General features: G+C 68.9%; 12 protein-coding genes. 6 read left to right on the forward strand and 6 right to left on the reverse strand.

The genetic code is table 11. The annotated features are described in order from the left end of the window. Positions 1-5: 5 nt before the first annotated feature. From JGU66_26000 to JGU66_26010, 3 genes are read left to right on the forward strand one after another with little or no spacing between them, the layout of a single operon-like run. Positions 6-455, forward strand: a complete 450-nt coding sequence (locus tag JGU66_26000) for an acyl-CoA thioesterase (protein ID MBJ6764244.1) — start codon at positions 6-8, stop codon at positions 453-455. Further along, positions 452-1,411 carry an alpha/beta fold hydrolase gene (locus JGU66_26005; GenBank protein ID MBJ6764245.1) on the forward strand — a complete coding sequence of 320 codons (960 nt, stop codon included), beginning with the start codon at positions 452-454 and terminating at the stop codon, positions 1,409-1,411. The genes JGU66_26000 and JGU66_26005 overlap by 4 nt, the downstream gene beginning before the upstream one ends. After that, positions 1,399-3,147: an AMP-binding protein gene (locus tag JGU66_26010; protein ID MBJ6764246.1), complete on the forward strand. Its 1,749-nt coding sequence runs from the start codon at positions 1,399-1,401 to the stop codon at positions 3,145-3,147. The genes JGU66_26005 and JGU66_26010 overlap by 13 nt, the downstream gene beginning before the upstream one ends. 6 nt (positions 3,148-3,153) lie before the next feature. On the opposite strand, the gene JGU66_26015 is transcribed toward JGU66_26010, so the two are convergent. The 4 genes from JGU66_26015 to JGU66_26030 form a co-directional block, all read right to left on the reverse strand. Further along, a complete protein-coding gene (locus tag JGU66_26015) occupies positions 3,154-4,242 on the reverse strand; it encodes a hypothetical protein (protein ID MBJ6764247.1) in 1,089 nt (362 codons plus the stop codon). Between the two features lie 44 nt (positions 4,243-4,286). Beyond that, a complete protein-coding gene (locus JGU66_26020; GenBank protein ID MBJ6764248.1) occupies positions 4,287-4,859 on the reverse strand; it encodes a MarR family transcriptional regulator in 573 nt (190 codons plus the stop codon). After that, positions 4,859-7,993 carry an efflux RND transporter permease subunit gene (locus tag JGU66_26025; protein MBJ6764249.1) on the reverse strand — a complete coding sequence of 1,045 codons (3,135 nt, stop codon included), beginning with the start codon at positions 7,991-7,993 and terminating at the stop codon, positions 4,859-4,861. Before JGU66_26025 ends, JGU66_26020 begins: the two co-directional genes overlap by 1 nt. Positions 7,994-8,072: 79 nt before the next feature. Then, a complete protein-coding gene (locus JGU66_26030) occupies positions 8,073-9,164 on the reverse strand; it encodes an efflux RND transporter periplasmic adaptor subunit (protein ID MBJ6764250.1) in 1,092 nt (363 codons plus the stop codon). Between the two features lie 292 nt (positions 9,165-9,456). On the opposite strand from JGU66_26030, the gene JGU66_26035 reads away from it, so the two are divergent. Then, positions 9,457-10,596: an acyl-CoA dehydrogenase family protein gene (locus JGU66_26035; GenBank protein MBJ6764251.1), complete on the forward strand. Its 1,140-nt coding sequence runs from the start codon at positions 9,457-9,459 to the stop codon at positions 10,594-10,596. 39 nt (positions 10,597-10,635) lie between these two features. On the opposite strand, the gene JGU66_26040 is transcribed toward JGU66_26035, so the two are convergent. Both JGU66_26040 and JGU66_26045 read right to left on the reverse strand, forming a co-directional pair. Continuing rightward, complete coding sequence (locus JGU66_26040) at positions 10,636-11,508, reverse strand: CPBP family intramembrane metalloprotease (GenBank protein ID MBJ6764252.1); 873 nt, start codon at positions 11,506-11,508, stop codon at positions 10,636-10,638. A 113-nt stretch (positions 11,509-11,621) separates the two neighbouring features. Then, on the reverse strand, positions 11,622-12,158 hold the full coding sequence (locus tag JGU66_26045) for a MarR family transcriptional regulator (GenBank protein ID MBJ6764253.1): 537 nt from the start codon (positions 12,156-12,158) through the stop codon (positions 11,622-11,624). Positions 12,159-12,359: 201 nt separating this feature from the next. On the opposite strand from JGU66_26045, the gene JGU66_26050 reads away from it, so the two are divergent. Together JGU66_26050 and JGU66_26055 are read left to right on the forward strand one after the other, a co-directional pair. After that, positions 12,360-13,733 carry an FAD-binding protein gene (locus JGU66_26050; GenBank protein MBJ6764254.1) on the forward strand — a complete coding sequence of 458 codons (1,374 nt, stop codon included), beginning with the start codon at positions 12,360-12,362 and terminating at the stop codon, positions 13,731-13,733. Between the two features lie 28 nt (positions 13,734-13,761). Further along, positions 13,762-14,946: an ABC transporter substrate-binding protein gene (locus JGU66_26055; GenBank protein ID MBJ6764255.1), complete on the forward strand. Its 1,185-nt coding sequence runs from the start codon at positions 13,762-13,764 to the stop codon at positions 14,944-14,946.

Below are 14,946 nucleotides of genomic sequence, written 5' to 3' on the forward strand. Positions count from 1 at the left end.
CCTTCGTGCGTTTCGACGAATCCATCCTGACTCTGCGCGTCCGCCCCAACGATCTCGACAGCCTGGGCCACGTCAACAACGCCACCGTCTTGGAGTACCTGGAAGCGGGGCGCTGGGCGTGGATGGAGCTGCACGGCGTTCGCCACCGCACGCACATCCTTCCCGTGGTGTCTCGCGTGGAGGTCGACTACCGCCGCGAGATTCATCCCCAGGAAGTGGGCGTGCGCACCGTGATTGATGCGCCTCCGCCCGAGGACCTGGAGGACGGCGTCACCTACCGCGTGTGCTTCCGTCAGCGCGTCTTCACGGAGGGAGGCCGCCAGATGGCCGTGGAGGCCTCGGTCCACGTCGCCTTCATCGACGAGCAGTCTCGCACCCTGTGCTCGCTCCAGGACTTCCTGGCCGCCGCGCGAGAGCCCCTGCGGTCGGGAGGTGAAGGAGGGGTTCGGTCATGAGCTCCACTGCCGCTGCGCCCGGACACGCTCCCGTGCCCGCCGAGGACTCTTGGGTGCCAACGCGGGGGGGCCATGCGCTCCATGTCCGGCATGTCTCGCCGGGGGCGCGCGCGCCCGCTGTTCTCTTCATCCCGGGGTTGTTCTCCGACGGGCGCTTCTTCTTGAGCGCGAGCGGAGAGGGCCCCGCGCGCGCGTTCCTGGACGCGGGCTTCGCGGTGGACGTGGCCTCGCTACGCGGACACGGCCAGAGTCGCTGGCCCGAGCGCCGCGCCTGGGACTGGTCCTTTGACACCTACGTGCGCGACGACATCCCGGACCTGATCCGCGCGATGCGCGCGCGCCATGAGGGACCGCTGTTCATCCTGGCGCACAGCATGGCGGGCTACGCGGTGCTCGCCGCGCTCGCGGTGGCGCCGGAGCTCCAGGAGATGGTCGCGGGCGTCTGCACGCTCTCCTCGGCGGTGAATGACTTTGGCGAGGGCGGCGTGAACAAGCGCCTCCAGTTCGGGGTCGCCCGGTGGGTGTCCCGAGTGCTGGGGCGCTTCCCCGCGCGAGCGCTGAAGCAGGGGCCCTCGGATGAGCCCGCGGGCGTGATGCGGCAGTTCTCTGACTGGGCGCCCACCGGAGCCTTTCGCAGCCTGGACGGTGCCACCGACTACTGGGCGGCGCTGCCACGCGTGGCGCTGCCTGTGTTCGCGGGCGTGGGGGCCGCGGACGTCTTCCATGCCTCGCCTCGGCGGGCACGCAAGCTGGTCGACAGCTTGGGCTCGTCGCGCAAGGAGTTGCTCACGTTTGGTCGCGCCCACGGCCACTCGAAGGACTTCGGGCACTTCGACCTCGTTCGCGGCGAGCGCGCGCGAGAGGAGGTCCTGCCACGCGTGATGGAGTGGATGCGGCGCGTGGCCATTCCCACCCCCGATGAGTCGTCGGGAGGAGGCGCACCATGCTCGAACTGATTCAGCGTCTGGAAACGCAGGACGCCCACAAGGGCCTGTTCCTGTACGAAGACTTCGCTCACGCGCCCCTCTTCATTCCCTACCGGGAGTTCCCCTCACGCGTGGCCGCGGCCGCCGAGCACTTCCAGGCGCGCGGTGTTCGTCGGGGAGAGCAGGTCATCCTCCCGTTCGAGACCTCGCCCGAAGTCATCTTCTCCTTCTTCGGCTTGCTCGAACTGGGCGCGCTGCCCTTGTCGGTGAAGCCGTACATCCTCAGCACGCCCCGCGTGACGTACAGCGAGTTCCTCGATCGCATCGCCCAGCGGTACGGCGTGCGTCGGGTGCTCGAGGCGCCCAGCCTGTCCTCGGTGACGCTGTCGCTGGAGCGCCTGGCGCTGCCGCCAGCCAACGCGCGCAAGCCCGGTGCTCGCCTGCGCGAGGTGTCGCCGGACGAGCTGGCGTTCGTGCAGTTCTCCTCGGGGTCGACGTCATTCCCGAAGGGCGTGCCCATCACCCAGGCCCACCTGCGCGAGAACCTGCGGCTCATCGCGCGGCACGACGGGCGGCGCATCGAGGACCGCTGCTGCAGCTGGCTGCCCCTGTACCACGACATGGGGCTCATCGGTTCGTTCCTGTCCACCCTCACGGGCGGCAATGATCTGCACCAGTCGCAGCCGGCCGCGTTCCTGTTGGATCCGATGGGCTGGCTCGAGCAACTGAGCACGCAGCGCGCTTCGCACGCGGTCATCCCCAACTTCGCCATCGACTACGCGCTGAAGACGTTGCGCGAGGCGGACCGCCAGGACCTGGCCAAGTTGGATCTGTCCGCGCTGCGCACGGTCTACCTGGGCAGCGAGCCCATCAACATCCCCAACATGCACGCGTTCATCGACATGCTGGCGCCGTACGGCCTGCGGCGGGATGTGTTCATGCCCTGCTATGGCATGGCCGAGGTGGTGCTGATGGTGGCGGCCGCGGCACCGAGCAAGGAGTCGCGCCTGGTGATGGCGCCCAACGGCCAGTCCGCCATCTCCGTGGGACGTCCCCTGCCCGAGTTCGAAGTGCGCCTGCGCGCCGACGACGGACACGTGTGTGGCGAGCGCGAGATGGGAGAGGTGGAGCTGCGGGGCGGCACCCTGGCGGCGACCTACTACCAGGACGAGCGCCCCCTGCTGGGTGAGAACGGCTTCTATGCGACGGGCGACCTGGGCTTCGTCCAGGACGGCGAGCTGTACATCACCGGCCGCGTGAATGATCGCATCAAGGTGAACGGGCAGAGCTTCTTCTCGCCGGACTTCGAGCAGGCCGTGGAGCGGCTGCCCTTCATCCGCGCGGGCCGCACCGTGGTCATCCAGGTGAAGGGGAAGATCGTGGTGCTCGCCGAGGTGAATCACCCCTCCGCGCTGGAGCGCGAGCAGGAGAGCCGTCGCCGCGTGTGCGAGTCCGTCCTGTCCGGCGTGGGCGTGACGGTGTCTCCCGAGGACGTGCTCTTCATCCGCTATGGTCAGATTCAAAAGACGAGCAGCGGCAAGCTCCAGCGCCGCGCCATCAGCGAGGCCTACGAGGCGGGACGCATCCGACTGGTGACACCCGGCGAGCTGCGCGCGGACCTGCTGCGCATGCGCGCCGAGCGGCTCGTGCTGGGGGCCATGTTCGTGGCGCGCCAGCGCGGCCGTCGCCTCGTCACGTCGGGCCGCGCGGTGCTCGAAGCGGGCCTGGGGCGCCTGATGCCCAAGGGCGCGCGACGGGACTCCTGACGCGTGTCATTTCGGGGCGCGCGGCTGCCACAAGTCCCAACCTCGTGCGGCGTGACACGCATCGCCCACGAGGTCCAGTGCGAGCTGGGGATCGCTTGTCGCCAGCGTGTCGGTGTCGCGGTAGGCGCCCGTTGCCTCCAGGCGACTCGTGGCGCGCTCCAGGTAGGTGAGGGCTCGCTCCACGGCCTTGGCTTGTGCGGCCGTGGGGCGCCAGCCTGCTTCGTCTCGGTAGCGCCCGAGTGACTCCAGCAGGTGGCCGTAGAACTTCACCATCTGGGACAGGAGTCGAACACGGTACGCGGGCTCGGCGGAGAGCGCGGTCTCGTACTGGCGCGCTTCCGAGTCCAGCCGGTAGAGGAGCACGTCCACCTGCGTGTCCAGCCGCCGGCCCCACGCTCGGCGCACCGAGGCGAAGCGCGCCCAGCTCGCCACGGCTTGGAACCAGTGCAGCCCACCGCACGGGTGCGCGTAGATGCCCTGGCCTCGCTTGGGGACTTCGCGCAGTCCTGACTTCATCCCCGCGGCGAGGTCGGCTTGCGCGGCCTCGAGCGTGCCGAGCGCGGTGTCCATGACGGCGTCGATGCGCACCTCGTCTCCCGCGCCATCTCGGAACGTGTCGCCCGGGGAGAGCACATGCGACAGCGCGTCAATCGTCCACGCTCCGTCGGGTGACTGGGCGAGGGCAGGGCGGAAGTCGCGCTTCAGGTCCTCCACCAGCGCGTGCAACGTCACGGTGCCGTCCCGCGTGGAGAAGCTGCGCGACAAGGGCAGGCCCGCCAGGAGCAGGGTCTTCACCTGAAGCGCGGGGTGGGGCTCCACGGGCACGCCCTCGGCGGTGCGTGCGTCGAAGAAGAGATCCGCGGTGGCGGCGTCACCGGGGGCTCGGTGCAGGAAGTCCCCCACGATGACGTCCGCCGCGAGGCGACCATCGCGCGCGCGGAAGGTCTTGCCATCCAGGTCCATGCCATGCGCGAGCGCCCACGGATGGCCCGGGTCCGCCGCCCGCGCGCGGCACTGCGCGTGGAGTGCCTGGGCGGGCGAGGAAGGGGGCGAAGCGAGCAGCAGGCCCAGGAGCGTCGAGGCGGCGAGGGACATGGACGAGGCAGTGTGTCAGCCCTCGTCCATTCCCGCACCTCGGCTCACTCGGCCTGGTGAGCCCGCAGGCGTGCGAGGATCCGCTCGAGCATCCCGAAGAGGGCGTCGCGGTCCTCGGCTTCCATCAGCGACAGCAGCTGCCGCACGCCCGCGTCCATCGTGCGGGCGATGCGTTCGGACAGCTGCGTGCCGCTGGCGGTGAGGCTCGCGACGACGGCGCGTCGGTCCTCGGTGTCTCGCGTGCGCTCCACCGTGCCCATCTCGGCGAGTCGATCCACCACGCCGGTGATGGTCTTCTTGGTGATGCCGATGCGCTGCGCGAGCACGCCAACATGCATGGGCCCGTCATGGCCCAACCAGACGAGCGCGTGGACCTGCGTTGGCGTCAGGTTCAGGTCTTCGCAGATGCTGGCCAGTGGGTCGCGCAGTGAGCGGAAGCGCCCCAAGTCCATCAACAGCGTCAGCATGCGCCGGGAGTCGGGCGTGGGAGACTGGCTCGACAGCGCCGCGAGTGCTTCGTTCGCGGCGTTGTCGTCAGTGTCCTCGCTGCCTCCCGCTCCGTCAGGGCGCTCGTCGCGCTCCTCGGAAGCGGGAGGTGGGGAGGCCGGCCGGCGCATCAGGCCGTCTCCACGCGGGCCACTGCGGGCTCAGCCTCCTGTCCACCGGGCGCGGGATGCGCGCCTCCCGGCGCCACGTCCGTGCTCTTTCGCCGCTTGAACTTCCCGGCGACCTGATCCAGCAGCGAGTACACCACCGGCACCACGCCCAGCGTGAGGAACGTGGAGGTGATGAGGCCGCCGATGATGGTGATGGCCATGGGCGCGCGCGTCTCGGCGCCGTCGCCCTTGGCCACCGCGACCGGCACCATGCCGGCGATCATCGCGATGGTCGTCATCAGGATGGGGCGCAGACGGACCGGCGCGGCCTCCAGGAGGGCCTCGTGGGCCGTCTTGCCCTTCTCACGAACCTGGAGCGTGAAGTCCACCAAGAGGATGCCGTTCTTCACCACCAGGCCCATGAGCATGATGATGCCGATGAGGGCGAACATGGACATGTACTGGCCGGTGATGAGCAGCGCGCCAATCGCTCCGATGAACGCGAAGGGCAGCGACAGCATGATGGTGAACGGGTGCACCAGGCTTTCGAACTGCGCCGCGAGGATCATGTAGATGAGGATGATGCCCAGGAGCAGCGCCGTGCCGAACGCCGCCACCGACTTCCCGAGCTCCTTCGCGTTGCCTTCGAAGTCGTGGATGATCGTCTTGGGCAGCTCCTTGCTCGCGTAGCTGTTCATGAAGTTGATGGCTTCGCTGAGCGAGTAGTTGCTGGCGAGGTTGGCGAGCAGGGTGATCTGCCGCTTCTGCTGCTGGCGGTCGATCTGCACCGGACCATCCGCGGGGATGATGCGCGCCAGGTTGCGCAGCTCCACGAGCTGTCCCGAGGGCGCGCGCACGGTGAGCTGACCGAGCGCGTCCGCGGACGCGAGCGTCTCCGGAGGCAGGCGCAGCTTCACCTCGTACGTCTCGCCGCCCTCGCGGTAGTCGAGGAACTTGTCGCGGCCGAGGAAGGCGCGCAGCGTGCTGCCCAGGGCCGCGGCGGGCACGCCGAGCGTGGCGGCGCGGTCGCGATCCACCTGCACGTCGTACTGCGGCTTGCCGGAGCGGTACGTGATGTCCACGTCCGTCAGGCCCGGGTTCTTGAGCATGGCCTGCCGCACCTTTTCGGAGGCGGCCGTCAGCTCCTTCCAGTTGTCGCCGCGCAGGTTGAACTGCACCTGCTGGGTGCGCGCGCCACCACCGGACACCGGAGAGATGTCCTGCACGGTGACGTTCACGCCCGGGCGCGGCTTGACGACCTTGCGCAGGTACGACTTCAGCTCGCTCTGCTTGTAGACGCGCTCCTTGACGTCCACGAGGTTGACGAGCACCTCGCCCTTGTGGACTTCCTCCTGCACGCCACCGCCCACCGTGGAGAAGGTGGAGGCGATGCCGGGCAGCGCCTTCACCTGCTTGGAGATCTGATCCAGCTCGACCTGCGTCTCCTGCAGCGTGGACCCAATGGGCAGCTCCACCGCGAGCTTGATGTTCCCGTTGTCCTGCTCGGGGATGAAGGTGAACTTCAGGAAGCGCGCCAGCGCGAAGGTGGAGAAGAGCACCGCCACCGCGACGATCATCGTCAGCGCGCGGCGCTTGAGGATGCCCGCGAGGATGTTGCGGTAGCCGTTCTCCGTGGCGACCAGCACCTTCTCCACCGCCGCGCTCAGGCCGGTGGGGTGCGCGTGCGCCTTCAACATGCGCGACGACAGCATCGGCGTCAGCGTCATGGAGACGGCGTAGGAGATGAGCACCGCCACCGCCACCGTCACGCCGAACTGGTAGAAGAACTTGCCGATCATGCCTTCCATGAAGGCCACCGGGATGAACACCGCCACGATGGCCAGCGTCACCGCGAGCACCGCGAGGGCAATCTGACCGGCGCCCTCCTGCGCGGCCTCCATCGGCCGGGCACCTTCTTCGATGTGCCGGACGATGTTCTCGATGACCACGATGGCGTCGTCGATGAGCAGACCGATGGAGAGGGTCAGCGCCAACATGGTGATCATGTTGAAGGTGAAGCCGAGCGCGGCCATGACCGCGAACGTGCCGACCACCGACACCGGCAGCGCGATGGCGGCCACCAGCGTGGAGCGCCAGTTGCGAAGGAACGCGAGCACGATGAGCACGGCGAGCACGCCGCCGAGCACCAGGTCCTCCTGCACCGCGTGGATGGACGAGCGGATGAACCGCGAGTTGTCCGTCACCATTTCCACCCGCACGCCCGAGGGGAGCAGGGTGTTGAGGTCGGAAAGGGACTCCTTGACGGCCTCGGCGACCTGCACGGTGTTGGAGCCGGACTGCTTGCGGACCACCATGGCCACGGCGGTGCGGCCGTCGCTCTTGGCGCCGGAGCGGGCCTCGGCGGGACCGTCCACCACCTCGGCCACGTCACGCACGCGCACCGGGGCGCCGTTGGGGCTGGCGATGATGATGTCGCGCAGCTCGTCCACGTTCTTCACCTCGGAGGTGAGGCGCACCACGCGCTCGCGGCCGCTCTCCAGCGTGCGCCCCCCCGGGACATCCAGGCTCTGCGCCTTGACGGCCTGGCTCACGTCGCTGATGGCCAGCCCGTAGCCGCGCAGGCGGTTCGGATCCACCACGAGCTGAATCTCGCGGTCCCGGCCACCGACGATGTCGATGCTGCCGACGCCGCCGTTGCGCTGGAGCGCGGGCTTCACCACGTCATCCGCGACGCGCGTCAGCTCCTCGATGGGCAGCGGACCCGCGAGCGCCAGCGTCATGATGGGCGCCGCGCCGATGTCGAACTTCTCGACCACCGGCGTCTCGACCTCGTTCGGCAGCTTGCTCAGCGTGGCCTGCACGCGGTCGCGCACGTCCTGCGCGGCGACGTCCACCTTGGTGTCCAGCTTGAACTGGACGATGATCTGCGAAACGCTCTCCAGGTTGATGGACCGCAGCTGGTCCACGCCGTTGAGCGTGTTGAGCGCCTCCTCGAGTGGATCGGAGACGTTCTTCTCCATCGACTCAGGGTCGGCGCCGGGGAGCACCGTCGTCACGGTGACGACGGGGAAGTCGACGTCGGGGAACTGATCCACGCCGATGCGCGGATAGGCATAGAGACCGAACACCACCACCGCCGCCATGAGCATGGCGGTGAAGATGGGTCGGGCAATGAATGTCTTGAGCGGGCTCATACCCAGGACTCCAGAAAGGAAGTGAGGCGCGGGGCCGCCACGCGTGACGGCCGGACCGCGTCCAGAAGGAAGAAGGACGTCACTGCACCACGCGAACGGCGGAGCCGTCCTTGACGTCCAGCGACGAGTCGGCGAGCACGCGGTCATCCGCGCTCAGCCCCTGCAGCACGCGCACGTAGCCAGGCAGCACGCGCTCCACGCGGACGTCGCGCTTGTGCACGGTGCCGTCCTCCACCACCCACACGAAGCCGTCCTGGCCTCGGGCGGTGACCGCCTGCGCGGGCAGGAAGAGGCCGGCCGAGTTGCTGCCCTTGGAGAAGTCCATCTCCACGAGCGCGCCGGGGCGCAGCGGGTTGGGCGTGGTGCCCGTCACGTCCGCGAGTACCTCGACGGTGCGGCTGGTGCTGTCCACCACCGCGCCCACGTTGGCGACCTTCGCCTCGAAGCGCATGCCGCTGGGGTTGACGGTGCCGGGGGTGACCTGGCCGAGCTGCACCTTGTCGATGACGGACTCGGGCACCAGCAGCCGAACCTCCAGGCCCTTGTCGTCCACGATGGAGAAGACCGGCGTGGGCGGCATCATCGCCACCGTGTCGCCCACGTTCTTCATCCGCGCGGTGATGACGCCGTCGAAGGGCGCCAGGATGGACATGTCGCGCAGGTTCTCCTCCGCCATCTTCAGCGCGGCGGCGGCCTGGGCCGCCTGAGCGGCCGCCTGCTTCTGGCCAATCTCCGCCTGGTCCATGCCGCTGGCGGAGACGCCACCGGACTCGGCCACCTTGCGGGTGCGCTCCAGGCTGCTCGTGGCGAGCTGCAGCGCCGCGTCCGCCATGTCCTTGGCCGCCCGAGCCTGCTCCACCCCGATGCGCACGTTGGACGTGTCCAGCACCGCCAGGGTGTCGTTCTTCTTCACCCGGTCCCCGACCTTCACGTTCACCTTGAAGAGGGTGCCGGTGGCCTGGGCGCTCAGCGTGGCCTCCTGCTTGGAGCGGACCTGCCCCGTCACCCGCGTCACGTTCGCGTCAAGCTCCGTGGAGGGGGTGATGGCCTTGACGCCCAGCGCGGTGGAACCCTGCGCCTCGGGCAGCTTCGCCTTCTCCGCGTCCGCCTTCGCACACCCCGTCGACAACGCCACGGCCACCACGGCGGCCACCCAGATTCGCTGATTCACGCTTCCGCGCTCCTGCCGGGCCCTGACCTTCCTCGGGGAAGGCGGCTGCCGGCTGCCAAGTCTCTTGGCGCGTATAACTACGGAACCTCGACTGTCTGTCAAGAAGATACTCCGGAGTGCGGACTATCTTCGACCTCATGCATTTCCGCGCCGCGCCAGGTTGCCTACCAGCGAACCGAACACCTCCCTGAACGGCGGGCGTCACTCCGCCGGGCGGGACGTATGGGCCGTGCTTGTGGGTCCCCCAAGCGCCTGTTATTGATTCAAGAATCAATCTTGCTCGAGGAGCCGCATGCTGAACCCGTTCACCGAGGAGCACGAGGCGTTTCGCAAGACGGTGCGCGCCTTCGTGGAGAAGGAACTGACGCCCCACGGCTTGGAGTGGGACCGGGCCGGCATCTTCCCTCGCGAGCTGTTCAAGACGTGTGGCGACCTGGGGTTCCTGGGCATCAACCACGACCCCAAGTACGGCGGCAGCGGGCTGGACTACTGGTACGTCACGGCGTTCGCGGAGGAGCTGAGCCGCAGCCGCAACGCGGGCGTGAACATGGCGCTCCTGGTGCAGAGCCAGATGGCCACGCCCATCATCAACGACATTGGAACGGACGAGCAGAAGCGCGAGTTCCTCGAGCCGGCGCTCAAGGGCGAGAAGATCGCCGCGCTGGGCGTGAGCGAGCCGGGGTGCGGCTCGGACGTGGCGAACATCCAGACGACCGCGCGGCGCGATGGTGACGACTACGTCATCAACGGCTCGAAGATGTGGATCACCAACGGCACGCGCGCGGACTTCATCACGCTCGCGGTGCGCACGGGCGAGGCCGGCTATGGCGGCATCTCGCTGGTGACGTTCCCCACGGACGTGAAGGGGTTCAGCGTCTCCAAGAAGCTCGACAAGGTGGGCAACCTGTCCTCGGACACGGCCATCCTCTACTTCGAGGACTGCCGCATCCCCGCGCGCTACGTGCTCGGCACGGAGAACGAGGGCTTCTACTCCATCATGACCAACTTCCAGGGCGAGCGCCTGGTGGGGGCCATCACCACGGTGGCCGCGATGGAGCGGATGATTGAAGACGCCCTGGGCTATGGAACCGAGCGCGAGGCGTTTGGCCGGCCGCTGATCAAGTTCCAGGTGTGGCGCCACAAGTTCGTGGAGCACCTGACCGCCATCGAAGCAGCGCGGCGCCTCACGTACCACGCGGTGGATCTCTTCAACGAGAAGAAGGACCCCGTGAAGGAGATCTCCATGGCGAAGCTGTTCGCCGGAGATCTCGCCCAGCGCGTGGCCTACGACGCCCAGCAGTTCTTCGGCGGCATGGGCTACATCGAGGAGACGCCCATCGCCCGCATGTGGCGCGACATTCGCCTCATCACCATCGGTGGAGGAACCTCCGAGGTGATGAAGGAGATCATCTCCAAGCTGTACGGCTTCTGAGTCGCAGGTGCCCGGAGCGGACTCCGGGCACCCGCAAGACTACGCGGCGGGCTGGGGGGATGCGCTCGCGATGGTCTCCGTGCGGGGGGCCTTCCAGCGCATCACCGCGCCGCAGATGACGACCAGCACGCCGAAGGTGATGACCGAGCCCTCCAGGCCATACCTCCCGCCCGTCAGCCACTCGGGCGCGCCGTCGAAGACGGCCATCCACAGGCCCTTCGGAGCGTGGCCGCTCACGCCGAAGCCGAGGCACTCCAGGAGCCAGTTCCAGCCCATGTGGGCGCCCACCGACACGGCCAGGTTGCGGGTGCGCAGGTAGCACGCGCCGAAGATGAGGGCCGCGAGGAAGGTGTTGATCATCGCGATGATGAGGACGCTCCGCTCGATTTCACCGGCGAAGGGGTGGGCGAGGACGAAGCAGGTGGCGATGAGAAGCTGTGCCCAGCGCGGCCCCAGGCCCCGGATGGCTCGCTGGAACGCATAGCCGTGGAAGAGCGCCTCCTCGAAGAGGCCGACCGCGAGCATGGTCCCCGCGCTCGCCAGGACAGTGAGCACGGAGCCGTTGGGCGACCACGTCCAGTGGAAGCCTCCGAGCGCGCGGCCGCACAGGGCCACGGTGCCCACGGCGACCATGCCGCCCGCGATGCCGAGCCCCAGCTCGCGCGCCGTGCGCGCGCTCACGTTGAAGCCTCGGGCGGACAGCGTGTCGCGCTCCCTCCGCACGCAGACCCACGTCGGGATGAGCACGCCGAAGAAGGCGAGCGCGGGCTGCGACGCGAAGGGGCGCACGGAGTCCGGCAGCAGTGAGCGCAGGAAGAAGAGGCTCGCGATACCGGCGACGGTCATGAGCAGCCATCCCGCCACCCGCCATCCATTGCGCACGCCATCGCTTCCGACAAACAGGCTTCTCATCGTGAGGCACTCCTGGTGGAGAGATACTTCGGGCGTGGCGCGGCCCGCTCCCGTCTCCGAGGAAGCGGGCCACATTCTACGTTCATTGCTTGCGGTGGGTGATGCGCGGACCTTCAGGCCCGCTTGGACGGCCGTCGCGCGGTGGGCTCGGGGGCGCCCGAGGCGGGCTTGTCCTTCGTGACGGCGGGGGCAATCCGCTGACGGGCCTCCGCGATGCGCTGACCGAAGGGCTTTGCCTCCAGCGCCGCGATGGCGTGCTTCAGGACCTGGGACAGGGCCATGGGCAGCTCCGCGTCCAACTCCTCCGCCGCGCCCGAGGTGGCCCGCCAGCACGCTTGGAGCCGAGGGAGCATCGTGCGCCCCTTGCTGGTCAGGTGGATCATCCGCTGACGCCGGTCATCGGCCTCGGACTTCACGGCCACCAACCCCGCCTTGACCATGAGCGCGACGGTCTGGGTCACGGCCGGTTGGGTGATGCCCGCGGTCATGGCGATCTGCCCCACCGTGGAGGGCTCTCGTTCGATGAGCGCGCGCATGATGGGGGTGAAGCGTGGGCGATAGTCGATCCCCTCTTGCGAGTAGGCCTCTTCGACGGCGCCATCGAGCAGCTCCAGGAGGTGTCGCAATTGCGTGCCAAGTCCCGCCTTCATACGAGAATAATATAAGCGATTATGAATCTTGCCAAGGGGCTCGCGCGCGGAGTTCTGCTTGGACGTCGTGGGGGTCCCGCGCTTTGCTGGCGCGCGCGTCCGCGAGGCAGGGCGAGGAAACGTGTGGTGGTTCTCCCGGATGGGGATGAGACGGGGAGGGCGCCGCGTTGAGGCTGCGATGACTGCGAGAGGTTCGTGTTGATGGAAGCGTTCGACCTGGTGCGAGAGCTGGCGGCCGTGCTTCCCGCCGACGGGTGGGTCACCGACCCCGACGTCCTCGAGGCGCATCGGCGCGACCAGGCCGAGTGGGCGCCCTCGGGGCAGGCGCGGGTTCTCGTGCGGCCCAGAACGACGGAGGAGGTCCAGGCGGTGCTGCGCGTGGCGGCGGCCGGGCGCGTGCCGGTGGTCGCTCGGGGCGCGGGCTCGGGGCTGTCGGGTGGGGCGAACGCCATCGACGGCTGCATCGTGTTGTCGCTGGCGCGGATGAATCGCGTGCTGGAGGTGGACCCCAGCGGCATGGTGGCGGTCGTTCAGCCCGGTGTCCTCAATGGCGCGGTCAAGGCGGCGGCGGCGGAGCAGGGGCTCTGGTATGCGCCGGATCCCGCGAGCTGGGAGTTCTCGTCCATTGGCGGCAACCTGGCCACCAACGCGGGCGGCCTGTGCTGCGTGAAGTACGGCGTGACCGGAGACTCCGTGCTCGGGCTGGAGGTGGTGCTCGCGGATGGTTCCGTCGTGCGCACCGGCGGCCGCACGGTGAAGAACGTGGCGGGTTATGACCTCACGCGCCTGTTCATCGGCTCCGAGGGCACGCTGGGCATCATCACCGAGGCCACGCTCCGGCTGCGTCCTCGTCCGCCGCGCGCCACCACGCTCGTGGCGTCATTCCCCACGCTGGTCTCCGCGGGGACGGCGGTGACGGACATCATGCGCGCGACGCGGCCCTCGCTGCTCGAACTCATGGACCGCGCCACCGTGCGCGCCGTGGAGGCCTGGAAGCCCATGGGGCTGGATGTCGAGGCCGCGGCGCTGCTGCTCGCGCGCTCGGACGCGGGCGGTGAGCAGGGAGTGGCGGAAATTGAACAGATGCGCGCGAGCTGTGAGCGGGCGGGCGCGACCTTCGTGTTGAGCACGGCGGATGAGGCCGAGGGCGAGCTGCTCATGGGCGCGCGTCGCTTCGCCTTTCCCTCGCTGGAGCATCAAGGGGCGACGCTGCTGGACGACGTGGCCGTGCCGCTGTCGCGCATCGCGGACCTGTTCGCGGCGGTGGAGCGGATCGCCGAGGAGCGACAGGTGCTCATCGGCACCTTTGGCCACGCGGGCGATGGGAACATGCACCCCACGGTCGTCTTCGATCGCGAGGACCCGGTGGCGCTGACGCGCGCGAAGCAGGCCTTCGACGATATCCTCCAGGCGGCGCTGAGCTTGGGGGGAACCATCACGGGCGAGCACGGCGTGGGGTCGCTCAAGCGAGCGTTCCTGGGTGTGCAACTGGGGCCCACGTCGATGCGCTTGCATGAGACGATCAAACGCGCGGTGGATCCGCACGGGCTGCTCAACCCCGGCAAGATGCTCTAGAGGAACCATGAACCGGAGTTCGCTCGCCATGTCCCGATTCGTCTCGTGCCTCGCGGTGCTCGCGCTGTGCTCGCTGTCGTGCGAGCAGAAGTCCGCGCGCGGGTCAGAGGCGGCCCCCGCGCCCGCCCCCGTCGCCGAGCGGACTCCCTCTGAACAGGGGCCCATCCTCATCGGCACCATCGGGAGCCTCACGGGCTCCGAGGCCGCCTTCGGCACGGTGGTGCTGGATGGCATCCGGTTCGCGGTGGAGGAGGCGAACGCGGCGGGCGGGATTCGAGGCCGCCCCGTGGCGCTGCGCTCCTATGACAGCCAAGGCCGCATCGAGGAGTCCGTGGCCGCGGCCAAGCGGTTGCTCACGCAGGACGCGGTGCCGGTCATCCTCGGGGACGTGACGTCCTCGGGCTCACTGGCCATCGCGGACGCGGCGCAGGCGGCGCACGTGCCCATGGTGACGCCGTCCTCCACGCACCCCGACGTGACGAAGAAGGGGGATTACATCTTCCGCACCTGCTTCATCGATCCGTTCCAGGGCGGTGCGATGGCTCGCTTCGCGCGCGAGCAACTGGGGCTGGAGCGCGTGGCCGTGCTCCATGACGCGAAGAACGCCTCGTCGCTCGGGTTGAGCGAGGCCTTCATCGAGGCGTTCCGCAAGCGCGGCGGCACGGTGGTCTCGGTGGAGAGCTATGCGAAGGGCGACACGGACTACCGCGCGCCGCTGCTCGCGGTGAAGAAGACGAAGCCGCAGGCCATCTACCTGCCGGGCTTCTACAGCGAGGTGGGCGTCATCGCGCGGCAGGCGCGTGAGCTGGGGCTCACGGTTCCGCTGTTGGGCGGAGATGGGTGGGAGTCCGATCGCCTCTTCGAGCTGGCGGGGGGCGCGGTGGATGGCGCGTACTATTCCTCGCACTACGCCGAGGACAACCCGGCGCCCGAGCTGCAGCGCTTCATCACCGCGTTCCGGGCCCGCTACGGCCGCTTCCCCGAGGCCGCGTCGGCGCTGGGCTACGACGCGGCGAAGGTGGTGCTCGCGGCCATGGCGCGCGCGCCCTCGCTCTCCGGGCCCGCGCTGCGGGATGCCATCGCGGCCACCAAGGACTTCCCGGGAGCGACGGGGACGCTCACGCTGGATGCGAGCCGCAACCCCGTGAAGCCCGCCGTCATCCTGACCCTCAAGGAAGGGAAGCGGAAGTTCGCGGCGGCCGTGACGCCCTGA

Source organism: Myxococcaceae bacterium JPH2 (assembly GCA_016458225.1).
GTDB lineage: Bacteria > Myxococcota > Myxococcia > Myxococcales > Myxococcaceae > Citreicoccus.